Genomic DNA, 16,365 nt, shown 5'->3' with positions numbered 1-16,365 from the left:
TCAAAGGATTTCACGCCACCTCATGCAATCTTCCAGTTGGTCGATATAGGCGGAGCCGCGGCCCTGCCATGCGGTCTCGAGAAATGCCCCGGCAGCATTTTGGAATGTCACGCTGTCGGGTTCGAGATCGTGCCACGAGCCGACAAGAGCCTCGCCGACGATGTCGCCAGCCTCCTGCAGGGCGGCTTTGGTGGCAAAATGGTTCAGATCGGCGGATCGCCTTGAGTTGCGCAGCGCTTCTTCGATCAGAGCCGGCGCCATCTGCTGGCGAAGGTCGCTGTAGCGGCGCGGATCGATCTTCGACAATCCGCGCTCAAAGAGCAGCGATTGATAGACCTCGATCAGACAGTCGAAAATGCCGGCGGCAAACGGCTTCGACCTGTCGTGCACCTCGCTGCTGACATCGCTGAGGCGAAGCGCGTTGTTGAAGGATCGCAGCTGCTTTTCGGCGCTGAGCTCGGCGAAACGGTCGAGCTCGTTGTGCACGAGCAGGTTTCCGCCGGTCCGGCGCAGCAGGCGATCGACCGCCGTATCGAATTGCAGCAGGCCGAGCAGTGATATCAGGTCGGCGACCGCTTCATGATAGGAGAAGAAATCGCTGCCACGCCCGTCGCTCTGGAGAATGCCGAGTTCACTGAGCAGCACGAGATGCCCCATTTCATGGGCAACGGCGTCGAAATTCAGCGCGAAGCAGGATGCCGGGGTCTCCGGTTGTTCTTCTCCCAATTCCAGGAAGCCGAAGCCGGATTGTGCGTTTTCCCAATGGGCGATGCGCGGGACGATCTCTAGCCGCTCAAGCGTCGGCTCGAAGAACCAGGCGATGGTATGCCCGGCATAGCTCTCGCAGATATCGAGAACGCGGCGGGCACAGGCATAGCTGTGCGTCGAGAGAAATTGCGGTGAATCCGGACCGATGTGATCGAAATGTCCGTCGGGTCCAGGCTCAACCGGTGGCCGCAGAAGCCCAGGATAGGGAGGAATATCCGGCGCCAGATACGGGATCTTCTCCTCGGCCGGGCTGACTACATACATGCGCTTGTCGGAAGGCCCCGCGAGAACGGGACCGGCGGACGGGCCGATCCACACGACTTCGGGCTTCTCATACCCAGGGATGTAGGGAGGCTGCGGGAAAATGAGGAAACGTGTCCCCAATGGCTGCGCTACGGCTGCCAGATGATCTGCGCTCTTCGGGTGAGTAACGGCATCCAACGCTGCCTCCGTCGCTTCTGTTTACAGCAAGCAACAGGCGGCTTTATATCAGAGAAACTGTAGTTTCTGCAAGAGATTATCGAGTAAGTTGCATGACTCCATATCGTAAGTGAAGGCTTCCGTAAGCTCAAAATGGCTCTGAATGGGTGTTTTTAAACCTATTCTTCTCTGGTATTTCAAATAGTTCAGGAGAGAGATTGCGTCTGTCTTCTTCCGGCTGATTGCTCCTGTCTTCAGACAATTCTTCAAGGGCGCTATTTCGCTTGTCAGCCCCAGATGGTTTTGTGCGGCTGCGATGAGGCTTACGAACGACCGGTCGCGGAAATGAAGCGTGCGCGCGACCGCTTCAAGCCGGAGCCGCAGGGATGCTTCTAGCACACCCTCCCGTTGAGCCTGCTTCAGCGCCAGCCTGATGTCTATCATGGCCTCGCCCAGCCTTCGCGATCCAAATTCCACTGGTGCCATCGGCACGGCGACATCGGCATCGTCGGCAAGCGGAAACCGCCGGTACCAGCGATAGATCATGCCATGCCCTATCATGCCTTCGCCTGCGAGTTCGGCGGCACGCAGGGCGCCGATGCTGGCCGCGCCATAGACGCTTACGCCTTTCGACATCGCCCACAGGATCTCCTGATGGCGCACGCCGGGCGCCTGCGCAAAGACGCCGTCGATGATCGCGATCGCTGCCGGAGTGTGCGTGATCACGGCTCTGATGATGTCGCCGCCGCCTGCCGGAGGTTCGTAGACTGCATCGAGATATGTTTGCGCCTCGATCGCATCCAATGATGGGCCGAGGAAGACAACGATATCAGCGCCCAATATCGGCCTCCGGGTTCGTCTGGAGCGGTGGCGTGATGACCCGGACCACATGAAGGGGGATCGTCTCATCCGCATGAAGGCTGACCAGGATGGCTGCCCTTGCACCTGCGTGCCGGAGAGCGCGCCCGATCCGCCGGAGCGGGCGATCCTGTTCAGGCCTGCCGGTTTCGGCAAAAGCGCTCCCGCCACGGGAAAGCTGCCTGCGCCACTCCCGGAGCTCTGATTCATCAGGATAGCGGTAGAGGTCAGAGCTGATGTCGTCCCGTGCGGCGGAGATCACGCCAAGCCGCGATTGGCAGGCCTCGAGCAGGGCGGATGTCAGGGCCGCGTCGTCGGTAAGCGCGCATCCGAAGCCTTCCGCGGGTAACGGCGCGAATGGAGCCCGGCCGGCGTCCTCCATCACATGACACCAATAGACAGGCAGATCGTGCGGCGCCGGAATTTTCCATATGCCGGTGACGAAGCCTGTCTCAATCAAGCGATGCAGAACTTCCGAAGCCTTGCCGGCTTGAACGGAGCGCGCGTCGACCTGATAGCGATCGAAGAAATGCGGCGTGGCCATCGCCTCGCATCGCGCGTGACGCTCAAGACATTCGAGGCAGGCGTGTGCAACGGTGCCTTCGAGGCTGGTGCCCGCGGCAAGGCCCGTCGTGTCCCGGGGCATCCATGCCGGATGCGGCGATGGAAAGGTGTAGGCGGAATCGACCAGGCCGAGCGGAACCGGCATCGCCTTGCCAGAAAAGAGATCGGTGCCTTCGATCCAGGGAAGGACGGTGTCATCCGCTCCTTGAAGATGGGTCCAATATCCCTGTGGGTCCAGCGCCTCGATCGTGCCCTGAAAAATCCGCGTGAGATCAATCCTTTCGGACGCCCAGCCTTCGAGAGCCTCCATCAGCCCCGAAATCGCCGCCAGTGGAACAGTCAACCCCTTGCCCTGGCTGACCGCGACGGAGAGCGAGCGCGGCCGCACCACCTGCACCACCGTGATGCCGATCCAGTCGAGTTCGGTCACCGAACCCAGCCTGGTGATCCCGTAGTCACGTTTTCGTTCAAGGATGCGCCGGACGGTCCCGGCAGGATCGGGCGGGGAGGGTATCCGCCCGTTCTCAAGCATGGCCGAAAACGCTTCGCCCGCGATCTCGTCCATGGCTCAAAGCCCTGCCAATTCATCGAGATCGCGTTTTGCCCGCCCGGCGAGCCAGACAGCTTTTTGCGTTTCCGCGATGCGGACTGCCTTTGCGAAATCCCTGATGACTTCGGGCGCCTTGTGCTGCAGCTGGCGCTTGAGATTGGCGCGCCGCCGGTAGAGCTCCGCGAGCCAGAACAGCTGGCCGCTTGCGCTTCCTGCCGCGATTGCAGTTTGCAGCGCTTCCATGGCCTCGGCAGGTCTGCCGGTGAGTTGCAGCACCTGCGCATGCATGTCGCTATGCATGGAGAGATTGTCGTCGGTGCCCAGCTGTTGCTGAAGCGTCAGCCCGTCTTGGAAGCGGTCTGCCCCGCGGCGCCCTGCAGAGCGCATCAGCTCGGCCCAGCCACAATACATATTGGCACGGGCCTGGCTGGCAGAGAGGCCGTGCCGGCCGGCCAGCGCATACATCTGCTCGCCAAGGGCATGAACGTCGTCAAAGCGATCCTGGCATCGCCTGAGGACGATCGCATAATAGAGCGCGTGCACCATGGTGCCGGCGTGATTGGTTGCTTCACCCCAATCAAGGCAGGTGGCGATCGCATTCTCGCTATCGTCCGGACGGCCGAGAAGCAGATAGGAAAGTGCGCTCTCGCCCAGTCCGCACACCTTCGCATCGTGTCCGCCGAAGAAGGCACGATTCCTGACCGCCCGCTCGGGATCGTAGAGATGAAGTCCCCTGGAGACACAGTCGAGACAGAACTCGTGCTCGCCGGCATGGAAGCTCGTCGCCCACCCGCAGTGAAAAGACTGAAGCCGCGTCTCGTCATCTTCAACGCCCTGCATATCGGCAACGAGAATCCGGGCGCGGGTTTGCTGCTCCAGCACGGTAGGCGCGGTGAACCACCATCCCCAATAAACCGGGAAATGCCTCGCGCGGACCAGCGGCGGCTGCGTCCGCAACAGCTGCATGGCGCGCGAATAGACCCGCTGGGCGGCTTTCGAGCCCTCTCCTGCGAGCGCGGTCGCGACAACACCTTGAACTTCCAGCAGTCTGAGCCGCAGGTCGGCCCGGCCGTTGCGTGCCGCGGTCACGCGCCTGAGCTCCTCTGCGCAGAGTGCGATCGAAATGCCAGCTTCATTCATGGCGGAGCGCGAGACGCTGGCCTCGGCTGCTTCCAGGGCGAACCTGGCCGCATCTTCGTGCAATCCCGCCTCGGCGCATTGCCAGGCGGCGATTGCGGCAGGCAGGCTTGGCACTTCCTCGCCGATCAACCGTTCTGCGATCAGCCGGTGGATGCGGCGCCTGTCGGTTTTCAGGAGGCTGCCATAAGCGGCCTCCTGCATCAGCACATGCCGGAACCGGAAAGTGTCGCGGGCCTCGGGCACGAGCTCGATAATCCCCTCAGCGATAAGCCGCGCGACCGGATGGTCGGGCGGCTGCCGGGCAATACTGTCGAGAAGATGCATCAGCAGCGGGAGGCTGAACTCACGGCCGATGACGCTGGCGATCTGGGCTGTCAGCCTGGCAGACCCGCTTCCGGCAAGCCGGGCGGCCAGCAGATCGTTGAGCGACGTCACACCGCCTTCCGTCAGCTGTCTTTTCCACTCTGCGGGCGATCCGGCCAGCGCATTGCGCGAGCGGAAAAAGCTGGCCAGCTCCTCGCCGTAGAGCGGCATGCCATCGCTCTGGTCCAGGATGAAATCCGATAGTCCAGGCGGCGCCGGCTTGCCCCAGATCGAGGTTACGAGGTCCCGCACCGCATCGGATGCCAGACCGGACAGGGTGATTTCGGTGGCGCCCGCCGGTGCGCCTGCCAGCCTCGACGTTTGGATCACGAGGATCGGCTGCTCGGCGGCCAGCGCCCGGAGACGCTCCAGAAGCCCCAGCGTCATGCCATCGGCCCAATGAACATCCTCAAAGACGATCAGCGCCGGAGAGGCCGGTGCATTGCAGGTGAGAACATGCGCGGCGGCTTCGATGACGGACTGCCTGAACGCCCGCCCGGATAGATCTGATGTACGGAGACTGCCAGACATCGCGGTCGTCGCGCTGGCCGTGAAATTGGCGAGCGGCTCGACCAGCTTCCTATCGACAGGCCGTCCCGACAGAACCAGGGCGTCGTTGAATGCCGCTATCCCGCCATCCCTGAGAGCGGGCGAGGCGCCAAGCCGGTCGATGAAGGCCGTGAATGGAAAGAGCGGCTGCCCCTCCAGACGGCGGCCGCATTGCAGGATGGCAAGGTCCTGCGGCCGTGTCTTTGTGCTGCTGATGAACTCATCGACGACGCGTGATTTGCCGATGCCGGCCTCACCGGTCAGCGCGATCGAGCTGCCCCTTCCATCAAGGGCCGAACGCCACGCATCGGACAGAATGGCGAGCTCACCGGTCCTGCCGCGGAGCGGCGGCCGCTCGCTGGCGATAGACTGTTCGTTGGCCGCCGCCGGATGCCGGTCCTTGGGACGCCAGAGCGCGACCGGTTCGTCGAAACCCTTGAGATTGGCTTCCCGGATGAAGGCATAGTCGAAAGCCGTTTGTGTCAAGCGGACGGTCGAATCCGCCACGAGCACCGAATTCGGGTCTGCCTCGCCCTGTAGGCGGGCCGCCAGTATCGGAGCAGCGCCAACAATTTCGTCGCCCTCCGCGGAGAAGACGACGAAACTGGTGGCGATCCCGATCCTCAGTTTCAGCGGCCGCCCTGTCCGGCTCTTCGGCTTGGTCAGGGATCCGACCAGTTCCAGTGATGCCCGAACCGCGCTTTCGGCGGCGTCTTCGGATTGATTGGGAAAGCCGAAATAGCAACAGCCGCCATCGCCAAGCCGCTGATGAACGAAGCCGCCATGTTTGGCGATGATGGCGTCCGCGCTTTGATGAAGCGCCGAAACGGAGCGGAAGAACTGTTCGGGCTCGGTTCGCAGCAACAGCTCGGTAGAGCCGACAATATCGTAGAAAAGTGCCGTCACCTGACGGCGCTCGCCCGCAAACCGAAATCGCGCTTGAATCTTCTTCATGGCGAGCTTGCCCACATTCACGGCATCGCCAAGGACAACCGATTTACGGCCGTGATGCAAGCATTTCATGCCTTGTCGCTAATATAAAGCGCGGCATTCGCGGCTAATCGCTGATTGCTTCCTGCCTTGCATAGAATAACCGCAACCGAAGCGTGATCATTGCCGTCGCGCTACTCGAAAGCGCCCGCTTCATTCACCGCGGGCGCTTCGAACGAGTTCGGTCTTCAGAGATTGCTCATGCCGCCGTCGATGATCAGCTCGCTGCCGACGATATAGGACGCTTCGTCGGAAGCGAGGAAAATGACGGTCTTGGCGACTTCACTGGCGTCGCCGAAGCGGCCAACCGGGATCTGGCTCTGAACCTGCGAAGCCATCGCCTTCGAGTCCGCTTCCGACATTCCGAGCTTGCCGTAGAGCGGCGTGGCGATGGGGCCGGGGCTGACGGCGTTGACGCGGATGCCACGGCCGACAAGTTCGCCGGATATCGTCTTGGCAAGCGTCAGAAGCGCGCCTTTGGTCAGCGAGTAGACGCTCGAGTTCGGCATGCCGATATGGGCGTTGATCGAGGTGTTCAAAACAACGGCCGCGCCCTTGGCGAAGATCGGCAGCAGCGCCTGGATCAGGAAGTAGGGGCCTTTGACATTCGTCGCAATCGACTTGTCGAAGGCGGCTTCCGACCAGCCTTCGATAGGACCAAACTGGGCAACGCCGGCATTGACGAAGAGAATGTCGAGATGGCCGAATGCTTCCTCGATCTGCTGCGCGACCTTTTTCTGACCCTCGACGTCTCCGGCGTCGGACTGGATCACGAGCGCCTTGTCGCTCAGTTCCTTGCGGGCATTTTCGATGCCGGCCGCGCTGCTGCCGGTCACGGCAACGCGCGCACCCTCGGCGATAAACTGGCGGGCCGTCTCCAGGCCGATGCCGCTGGTGCCGCCGGTGATGAGGGCTGTCTTGTTTGCAAGTCTGGACATGGCGAAATCCTTTCGGTTGATCGATTGCCCGGCGCATTGCCGGGGTTGATGAGAATGATGTAGCCGAAAAGCAGTGTCCGGATTAGACAGCAAATTCCAATTCTGAAGTTCGGAAATTCCGAACGCGCAAAGGCGAGGCTGTGGTTTGCCACAGCGCCCAGCCAAGCCGTTCGACCGGACGCTTTTACTGTCCCGCTGCGGGCAGCACCTCGAATTTCCAGAACGTTTCCGGCTTCAGGTAGGCGATCGCGAACTGGCGGATGTCTTCGGCGGTGACATCGTCATAGCCGCTGAGGTTGTCGCGGACGCGCTGCAGTCCGCGGGGATCCGTCTGGGCGTCCTGCAGGTGCTCGATCCAGTATTCGTTGCTTTGCTGCTGGTGCTTCATTGTTTCGATGACGGGGGCGCGGGCGCGGCTGAGCTCGTCGGCAGAGATAGTGTTCTTCCGCAGATCGGCCGTGACCTGGTCGACGAGTTCATAGAAACGCGCGAGCTTCCCTGGCGTCGTGTCGACATAGATATAGGCGTAGCCGAAACCCGGAATGTCCTTCGATAGATCGACATCGGCCTGCACGCCATAGCTCGCGCCTTCGGCGATGCGGAACTGGTCGATCAGCCTGTTCTGGATGACCTGTCCGGCGAGGTTGGCGGTGAAAGACCGCTTCAGGTCTGAGAGCATATCGCCGACCGGTACTCCGACTATGGCTGCGGCATTGTCGGGCCTGCCGCTATGTGTCTCGGTGACGGGCGACGCGGTTGGAGTAGGGAAGCTGATTTTGAGCGGCGCTGTGCTCGGAGCTGCGTCCGGACGTGTCGGCAGGGCGCCGAATGTCCGTGCGGTCAGAGCGATCGCTTCATCGGCCGTGACATCGCCGACTATGGTGATGTTGACCGGGCCGCTGGCAACCGCCGGTCTGAAAAACTTTTCGAACTCGGCTGACTGGGCGGAGCCAAGTTCTGCCTTGCCGGGGAAAGTCCAGCGGGGGTCGCCGCCATGCGCAAATCCTGCGAAATCGCGACTGATGACGCCGCCAGGGGTCGCGGCATACTGATTGAGATTGTTCAGGTAGGCCTGCTTCACCCGGTCGAAAACCTCCGGCCGGTATGCCGGATCCGAGGTATAGGCGGCCATCAGCTGCAACTGCGTCTGCAGGTCGCTGCTCCGCGTCTGCCCGTTGAAGCGGAACGAGCTGTCGCCGACGGAGAAATCGATGCCGACAACATTCGCCGCCAGCACTCTTTGAATATCGGGATAATCCATGGCCTTGACGCCGGAGAGGATGACGGCGGGCGAGGCCCAGAGCACCGAGGCCTGATCCTTGGGTAGGCCGATACGGCCGTGGCCGATATCTTCTCGCACCAGAACCTCGTCGGCCCGGAGCTTCGTCGGCTTGACGGTGAGCCGCACGCCGTTGACGAATTTCACCATCGTCAGGCCGAGATCGTCAACGACGCGGCGTTCGACGACTGTGCCCGGCGCGCCGAAATCCGTATAGGGCCAGGCGATCTCCGCCGCCGCCACCGGAGCCGTCACGGCGATAGCGCGCGATGTGTCATAAGTCTTGCGCAGCTCATCTGCGCCTCCCTTCGGAGCCGCGGGCGTCAGCAGCATCACCTGCGGGCCATTGCCGGAGAAGGTGACCGGCAGGGCCAGGTTGATCTCCCCGGCCTTGATGTCCTTCGTCATGCGTTCGAAGAGGGCCAGGTCTTCGGATGGCGACGTATAGACCTGATCGGTATCGACGGTGTAGGCGAGGGTCGAGGCGATGCCGGTGCTCGTCCGGGTCGCTGCGCCCGATGCTGCCGATTGAAGCAGGGCGCGATATTCGGTGATTTCGCGGTCGAGCTCTGGCTGGGAGACGCCGAACTGCAGCAGCCGGCGCTGTTCCTGGTCGATACTGCTCAACGCCGCTTGCCATTTTTCCGGATCGCCGTTTGCGGCGATCATCACTGCATGGGCGGATTCGAGCAGATCCTGCGAGCCGGCGTCGGCGCTGGTGAAGGGCGCGTTCGGCTTGCTGGCAATGGTCGAAAGGCGCCGCCGCAGCACCAGAAGACCGAGGTCCTCGACCAGTTGCTGGCGCCGCTTGGCATAGGTGTCGAGAGAGGTATCGAATGGGCGTGTCCAGATGATCTGAACATTGGTCGCACTGCCCGGCACCGTGATCACATCGGCGCTTTCGGTCTTTGCCTTCAACGCACCGAGATCCGGTTCGGTAACCGCAGCGCCACGCGGCTGCCAGTCGCTGAAGCGCTTGCGGATGTCGGCCTCCAGTGCAGCCGGATCGACGTCACCAACCACCATCAATGTCGCACGGTCGGGACGGTAATTGGCATTGTAGAAGTCGCGGACGCGGTCGACAGGCGCATTCTTGATGATGTCGATCTTGCCGATTGGTGAGCGGAGGGTGGCGCGCTGGCCCTCGAGCAGCAGGTTGGTGACGCCGATCGACGCCCGGTATTGTGGCGTGTCGCGCAACCGCTCTTCCGAAAGGATGACGCCGCGCTCGCGGTCGAAGGCGCCGGTGTCGAGGGTCAGCTCGCTCGCCGTTTCGCGCATCAGCATCAGACCGGTCGAGAGCGTGCCGGCATCGACTTCGGGAAGATCAAGCGAGTAGACGGTTTCGTCATAGGCGGTATTGGCGTTGGTATCGGGCCCGAAGGCCAGACCCTTGCGCTGCAGGATGCGGATCATCTCACCTTCGGGGACATGGGCCGAACCCTTGAATGCCATGTGCTCAAGAAAATGCGCCAAGCCCTGCTGCTCGTCGCTCTCGTTTAGTGAACCGGCGCCGATCCGGAAGCGGATCGCCGCCTGCCCCGGCGGAGTGGCGTTGTGCACGATGGCAAAGCGCAAGCCATTGGGGAGAATGCCGAAGCGTATATCGGGATCTGCCGGGATGTCGCTGCGGCTCTGCGGCCAACTCTGCGGCTCCTGTGCGTGGAGGGTATTCCCTGATGCGGCGATGCAGCCGACGGCGACTGCTGCGATGAACCGCAGGCAGGTGAGATAACGCATATGGTTCGAATCCCGCAAATGAGAGGCGACAGGGTGTTTCTGTCAGGAGTCTTTCATAGGTTGCGGCTTGCAGCAATCTCTTCTGCCGCAGTTGAGCGATACAGGCATTTTGTCGCAACAGAGGTCGCGTTTACCGCCGTTCAAATCTGATTTTTTGATATAAAACAAAATGCTTGATTTAAAAAATCTCTCAGAATAGCGTGGCAAAAAATCAGTTTCAATAAACTTTGAGGAACACCGATGCGGGCTAAAGCCACCCTGAACAGGGAATTCACGATCTCGACCGTCGACAAGCGCGTCTATGGCTCATTCCTGGAGCATATGGGCCGGGCGGTTTACACCGGCATTTATGAGCCGGGTCATGAAAAAGCGGATAAGGATGGCTTCCGTACCGATGTTCTTGATATGGTGCGTGATCTCGATATGCCGATCGTGCGATATCCGGGTGGCAACTTCGTCTCGGCCTATCATTGGGAAGACGGCATCGGCCCGCGCGACCAGCGCCCGACGCGCCTCGATCTCGCCTGGCGGACCCGCGAAACCAACCAGATGGGCGTCAACGAATTCGCCGACTGGTCGAAGCTCGCCAAAACCGAAATGATGCTGGCGATGAACCTCGGTTCGCGCGGCCTGAACGATGCCCGCAACTTCCTCGAATATTGCAATCATCCGGGCGGCACCTACTGGAGTGACCTGCGCGCCAAGCACGGCTACAAGGATCCGCACAATGTTCGCATCTGGTGCCTCGGGAACGAGATCGACGGTCCCTGGCAGGTCGGCCACAAGACGGCGGCCGAATATGGCCATCTCGCCAACGAAGTCTCCAAGGCCTTCAAATATTTCGACAAGACGCTCGAAACGGTGGTCTGCGGCTCGTCGAATGACAAGATGAAGTCCTATCCCGAATGGGAAGCGACGGTTCTCGAAGCCAGCTACGACAGCGTCGATTACATCTCGCTGCACAAATATTTCGGCAACGAAGAGAACGACACGCTGAACTATTACGCCAAGGCGATCGAGCTCGACCGCTACATCGTCACCATCGGCGGCGTCATCGACTATATCAAGGCGAAGAAGCGCTCGAAGCGCGACGTCAAGATCTGCTTCGACGAGTGGAACGTCTGGTATCACGACCGCAAGGAAGATGATCAGCGCTACAAGAATTGGGATTGGCCGGAAGCGCCGCCGCTGCTCGAAGAGCTCTACAATCTCGAGGACGCCATCTTCGTCGCCTCGCTGATCAACGTCTTCATCCGCCGCTCCGACCGCGTCAAGATCGCCTGCATGGCGCAGCTGGTGAATGTCATCGCCCCGATCCTGACCAAGGCAGGCGGCCCGGCCTGGCGCCAGTCGATCTACTACCCGCTGCAGTTCGCCTCGAAATACGGCCGCGGCACGGCGCTGAACGTTTCTGCGTCAGGCCCGACTTACGATTGCGAAGTGGCGCAGGATGTTCCCTATCTCGACCTCTCGGCCGTGCTGCAGGAAGACGGCAAGACGATCGCCGTCTTCGCCATCAACCGCAGCCTCGACGAGGCGATGGATCTCGATGTCGATCTGCAGGGTTTCAAGGGCGCGAAAATCCTCCAGCATCACACCATGGTCGGCGACGACCTGAAGGCGCGCAACTCGGTCGAAGATCAGAACCGCATCGTTCCCAAGGCCGGTTCCGGGCTGCAGGTCACGGATGAAGGCAAGCTCAGCGGTTCGCTGCCGGCCAAGTCCTATCACTTCATCCTGCTCTCCGTCGCCGCGGCGTGAGCTGATTGTCATCCGGGCGGCGGAGGAGGCCGCCCAGATGGGAATGCCAATCGGGAGGATGCATGTCTGGAATCAAACTGACTGACGTCAGCAAGTCGTTCGGCTCGTTCAAGGTCATCCATGGCGTTGATATCGAGATCGAACAGGGCGAGTTCGCGGTCTTCGTCGGCCCGTCGGGCTGCGGAAAGTCGACGCTGCTCAGGATGATCGCCGGTCTGGAGGAAACCAGCGGCGGCAAGATCAGCATCGAAGACGAGGACGTCACGCATACCGAAGCGTCGAAGCGCGGCGTCGCCATGGTCTTCCAGTCCTATGCGCTTTATCCACATCTCTCCGTCTTCGAAAACATGGGGTTCAGCCTGTCGATCGCCAAGCGACCGAAGGCGGAGATCCAGCAGAAGGTGAAGGCTGCGGCCGATATCCTGCGGCTCGAGGACTATCTCAATCACAAGCCAAGCCAGCTTTCCGGCGGCCAGCGCCAGCGCGTCGCCATCGGCCGGGCGATCGTGCGTGAGCCGCGCGTCTTCCTGTTCGACGAGCCGCTCTCCAATCTGGATGCGGAACTGCGCGTGAAGATGCGCATGGAGATCGCCCGACTGCACCGGCAGATCGGCGCGACGATGGTCTATGTCACCCATGACCAGGTCGAGGCGATGACGCTGGCCGACAAGATTGTCGTGCTCAAGGCCGGTGTCGTGCAGCAGGTCGGCGCGCCGCTCGATCTCTACCGCGATCCCGCCAATATGTTCGTTGCCGGCTTCATCGGCTCGCCGGGCATGAACTTCCTGAAGGGCAAGGTCATCGTTTCAGGCCAAAATTCGGCGACGATCGAACTCGACGACGCACCGGGCAAGACCTTCGATCTGCCGACACGGGCGCCTGTCGCGAACGGCGCCGTCGTCCATGTCGGCGTGCGGCCAGAGCATATCGGGCTCGGCGCGACGGAAGGCGGATTGCCGCTACCTGTAACGGCCGAGTTTACCGAGGAACTGGGCGGCACCGGCTATCTGCATGTGCTGACGGCAACGGGTGCCGAAATGACGGTCGAGTGTCGGGAAAGCCGGCCGCAGCCCAAGGAAAAGATCACCCTCTCGCTGAGGGTGCCTGAAATGCTGGCCTTCGATGCCGAAGGCGGAAGGCTCAGCTGATACCGAAATCCGGACGGAATCCGGAACTCGGCGAAGACATGCGGGAAGGGGGACGCAGGCCTTGGAGGAGGTCTGCGGCCACGGATGTCCCGTGCCGTGAGATGCCCATGAATAACACTTTTATTGAGGAGGAACCGACGTGAGAAAACTGGTGAAACTTGCCGTTTCGGCGGCCATAGCCTTGCTGCCCTCGGCAGCCGCATTCGCGCAAACAGACGTGACCTGGTGGGACTTCCTGAGCGGCGGCGACGGCGTTCGCATGAAGGCGCTGATCAAGGAATTCAACGACACCCACCCCGATATCAAGATCAACGCGACGACGCTGGAATGGGGCGTGCCCTTCTATACGAAGGTGCAGACGGCGGCCGCCGTCGGCCAGCAGCCCGATATCATGACCTATCACATGTCGCGCTATCCGCTGGCGGTGCCGACCGGCATCCTGCGGCCGTTCACCGACGAGGAACTGGCCTCTGCCGGCATCAAGAAGGAAAATTACGTCGATGCGGCCTGGAAGCAGGGCACTTTTGACAACAAGGTCTACGGCATCCCCTTCGACGTCCACTCGATCGTTCTCTACTACAACAAGAACATCCTGAAGGAAGCCGGGCTGCTGGGCGACGATGGGTTGCCGAAGGGGCTCGATGGCCTCGACAATTTCAATGCCGCGCTCGAGAAGATCAAGGCAACCGGCAAGGTCGAATATCCGCTGTCGCTGCATACGGACGAAGGCGGCTCGATGTGGCGCGTCTTCTATACGCTGATTGCCCAGCAGGGCGCCAAGTTCATGGATGGCAACGAGATTCTGCCCGGTGACGCCGGCGTCAAGGCACTGCAGACCATGGCGAACTGGGTTTCGACCGGCTATTCGCCGAAGCTGATCTCCTACGAAGCCTCGATCGCGCTGTTCACCTCCGGCAAGGCTGCGATGCATGTCAACGGCGTCTGGGAAGTGCCGACCATGACCGACCTCGCCAAGAAGGGCGAACTCGGCTTCGAATGGGGTGCGATCGAGATCCCGAACCTGATGGGCACGCAGGCGACCTGGGCGGACTCGCACTCCTTCGCGGTTCCGAACAGCGACAGCAAGCCGATCACGCCTGAGAAACTCAAGGCCGTGCTGCAGATCATCGCCTGGATGAACGAGCACAGCATCTCCTGGGCCAGCGCCGGTCATATCCCCGCCTTCAAGCCGGTGACCGACAGCAAGGAATTCAAGGAAATGCAGCCGAACGCCACCTATGCGAAGCTTGCCGATACCGCCGTGTTCGACCCGGTCTCGAAGCTCGCCGGTGTCGCCGGTCCGATCTACGAGGCAACGCAGAACTTCGTGGTTCCCGCGCTCAACGGCCAGCTCGATCCGGCCGATGCCATCGATCAGATGCGCGAAGAGCTGAAGAGCCAGGAATAAGCCGTTGCTGGCCGGAGATTTTTCTCCGGCCAGCCTTCGCTTCGAAGGAGATGCCTGTGATCAACAATGAGAAGCGGCGCAAGACGCTGACGGCGGTGGCAATGATCGCGCCGTTCCTGATCGCCTATGCGACGGTCTTTGCCTATCCTGTCTATAAGATGTTTGCGCTCAGCTTCACGGACGCTCCGTTGATCGGCGAGGGCCAGTGGGTGGGCTTCGACAATTACGTCAAGCTGTTCCATCAGAAGCTCTTCTTCACCTCGGTCTGGAACACCGGCTATTTCGTAGTGCTGACCGTCATTCCGAACACGCTGATCGGACTTGGTCTGGCGCTGATGGTGGTGCGTCTCAAGGGCTGGGTGCAGAGCCTGATCCTGATACTCTTCTTCATTCCCTATATCCTGCCCGTTTCGGTCGTAACCCAGATCTGGAAATGGGTTCTTGACCAGCAGTTCGGTATCGCCCAGTTCGTCATCGAAGCCGTGACCGGCAAACGCGTCAGTGTCTTCCGCGATCCCATCTGGGCGATGCCAATGGTGGCGCTGGTGACTGTCTGGTGGACCAATGGCTTCAACCTGCTGCTGTTCATCGCCGGGTTGCGCAACATTCCGCATGACTATTACGAGGCGGCGATGCTGGATGGCGCGACGCGCTGGCAGTGCTTCAAGCGCATCACCTGGCCGCTGATCTGGCCGGTTACCGCGCTGGTATTGACCCTTCAACTGATCCTGCAGCTGAAGATCTTCGACCAGGTCTACCTGCTGACCGAAGGCGGCCCTTTCAATTCCACCTATGTGCTGCTGCAGCTCGTCTATCGCGAAGCCTTCCGCTCGAACCACGGCGGCACGGGTTCGGCGGTTGCCGTCATCCTCTTCGCGATCATCGTCGTCGTCTCGGTGCTGCAGTACCAGCTGCTACGTGTGAGGGAGCGCTAGGATGCCCGGAAAAACAATCGGCAACGTGCTGCTCCTCGTCCTGACGCTCCTGATCGCCTGCATGTGGGCCTTCCCGATCTATTGGGCGGTCGTCACCTCGATCAAGCCGGAGCAAGAGGTGGTGGCGAAGACGACCTTCATCCCCGATGTGCTCAACTTTTCGGGCTATTACTACGCGCTGTTCGAAACCAAGCTGCCGACCTGGTATCTGAATTCGATCGTCACCTCGGTGACGGTCACCATCGTCGTCATCCTGATCAGCGTCATGTGTGCCTACGCGCTGTCGCAGATCGTTTTCCCCGGCCGCAAGCTGCTTTACGGCATCATCTTGGCGAGCTTCATGGTGCCGTCGCAGGCGCTGGTGATTTCGCAATTCGTGCTGATGCACAAGCTGAACCTGATCAACACCTGGGGCGGCATCATCCTGCCGCAGCTGATCGTCCCCGTCGTCGTCATCGTCTACAAGCAGTTCTTCGATTCCGTACCTAAGGAGCTGCGCGAAGCTGCCAAGCTCGATGGCTGCGGCGAATTCCAGATCCTCTTCAAGCTCTATCTTCCCCTGAACTGGGGGATAACAACGGCGCTGGCGATCATCACCTACATCATGGCCTGGAACGCCTTCCTGTGGCCGTTCCTGGTCACCAACTCCGACGACATGATGACGATCACCGTCGGCATTACCCAGACCCGCGATGCCTTCGGCGTCAAATATGCGCGCGACATGGCGGTCGCCATTCTGGCCGCGATGCCCGTCGCACTTGCGTACCTTCTGTTCCAGAAACGCGTGACGCAGGCGTTGATGCTTTCGTCCGGCATCAAGGGATGACGTGCATGAGATTGCTTCAGGGCCGAGGTGAGAAGGCCCCTGCCGGTCCGCGAGAGTTCTCCCGAGGCGCGGACCGGCCCCTAGTAAAATTTGAGCAGCGACACAGTGCCTGCGCCCATGATATCAGC

General features: G+C 61.0%; 11 protein-coding genes. 5 read left to right on the top strand and 6 right to left on the bottom strand.

Annotation, left to right across the window (positions count from 1 at the left end; all coding sequences use genetic code 11):
- The 6 genes from AC1DV9_RS02125 to AC1DV9_RS02100 form a co-directional block, all read right to left on the bottom strand.
- A complete protein-coding gene (locus AC1DV9_RS02125; protein ID WP_477945899.1) occupies nucleotides 1–1,209 on the bottom strand; it encodes a gluzincin family metallopeptidase in 1,209 nt (402 codons plus the stop codon).
- Nucleotides 1,210–1,257: 48 nt separating this feature from the next.
- Nucleotides 1,258–2,028: a TfuA-like protein gene (locus tag AC1DV9_RS02120; RefSeq protein ID WP_477945897.1), complete on the bottom strand. Its 771-nt coding sequence runs from the start codon at nucleotides 2,026–2,028 to the stop codon at nucleotides 1,258–1,260.
- Nucleotides 2,018–3,175: a YcaO-like family protein gene (locus AC1DV9_RS02115; protein WP_477945895.1), complete on the bottom strand. Its 1,158-nt coding sequence runs from the start codon at nucleotides 3,173–3,175 to the stop codon at nucleotides 2,018–2,020. The genes AC1DV9_RS02120 and AC1DV9_RS02115 overlap by 11 nt, the downstream gene beginning before the upstream one ends.
- A gap of 3 nt (nucleotides 3,176–3,178) precedes the next feature.
- Complete coding sequence (locus AC1DV9_RS02110) at nucleotides 3,179–6,166, bottom strand: ATP-binding protein (RefSeq protein ID WP_477945893.1); 2,988 nt, start codon at nucleotides 6,164–6,166, stop codon at nucleotides 3,179–3,181.
- A gap of 224 nt (nucleotides 6,167–6,390) precedes the next feature.
- A complete protein-coding gene (locus AC1DV9_RS02105; protein ID WP_477945891.1) occupies nucleotides 6,391–7,140 on the bottom strand; it encodes an SDR family oxidoreductase in 750 nt (249 codons plus the stop codon).
- Between the two features lie 184 nt (nucleotides 7,141–7,324).
- Nucleotides 7,325–10,159, bottom strand: a complete 2,835-nt coding sequence (locus AC1DV9_RS02100; RefSeq protein ID WP_477945889.1) for a M16 family metallopeptidase — start codon at nucleotides 10,157–10,159, stop codon at nucleotides 7,325–7,327.
- Between the two features lie 240 nt (nucleotides 10,160–10,399).
- Here AC1DV9_RS02100 and arfA point away from each other — a divergent pair, with 240 nt between their 5' ends.
- The 5 genes from arfA (at nucleotide 10,400) to AC1DV9_RS02075 (ending at nucleotide 16,237) form a co-directional block, all read left to right on the top strand.
- Nucleotides 10,400–11,920: an arabinosylfuranosidase ArfA gene (gene arfA, locus AC1DV9_RS02095; RefSeq protein ID WP_112514521.1), complete on the top strand. Its 1,521-nt coding sequence runs from the start codon at nucleotides 10,400–10,402 to the stop codon at nucleotides 11,918–11,920.
- A gap of 62 nt (nucleotides 11,921–11,982) precedes the next feature.
- Nucleotides 11,983–13,068, top strand: a complete 1,086-nt coding sequence (locus tag AC1DV9_RS02090; RefSeq protein ID WP_112388669.1) for an ABC transporter ATP-binding protein — start codon at nucleotides 11,983–11,985, stop codon at nucleotides 13,066–13,068.
- Between the two features lie 139 nt (nucleotides 13,069–13,207).
- Nucleotides 13,208–14,476, top strand: coding sequence for an ABC transporter substrate-binding protein (locus AC1DV9_RS02085; protein ID WP_112444144.1), 1,269 nt, complete (start codon nucleotides 13,208–13,210; stop codon nucleotides 14,474–14,476).
- 50 nt (nucleotides 14,477–14,526) lie between these two features.
- Nucleotides 14,527–15,411, top strand: a complete 885-nt coding sequence (locus AC1DV9_RS02080; RefSeq protein ID WP_405049558.1) for a carbohydrate ABC transporter permease — start codon at nucleotides 14,527–14,529, stop codon at nucleotides 15,409–15,411.
- A 1-nt stretch (nucleotide 15,412) separates the two neighbouring features.
- Nucleotides 15,413–16,237, top strand: coding sequence for a carbohydrate ABC transporter permease (locus tag AC1DV9_RS02075; RefSeq protein WP_112388667.1), 825 nt, complete (start codon nucleotides 15,413–15,415; stop codon nucleotides 16,235–16,237).
- The last annotated feature ends 128 nt before the right edge of the window (nucleotides 16,238–16,365 follow it).

This window comes from Rhizobium sp. 01L410 (assembly GCF_056400165.1).
This window is presented reverse-complemented; position numbering and strand designations above follow the sequence as displayed.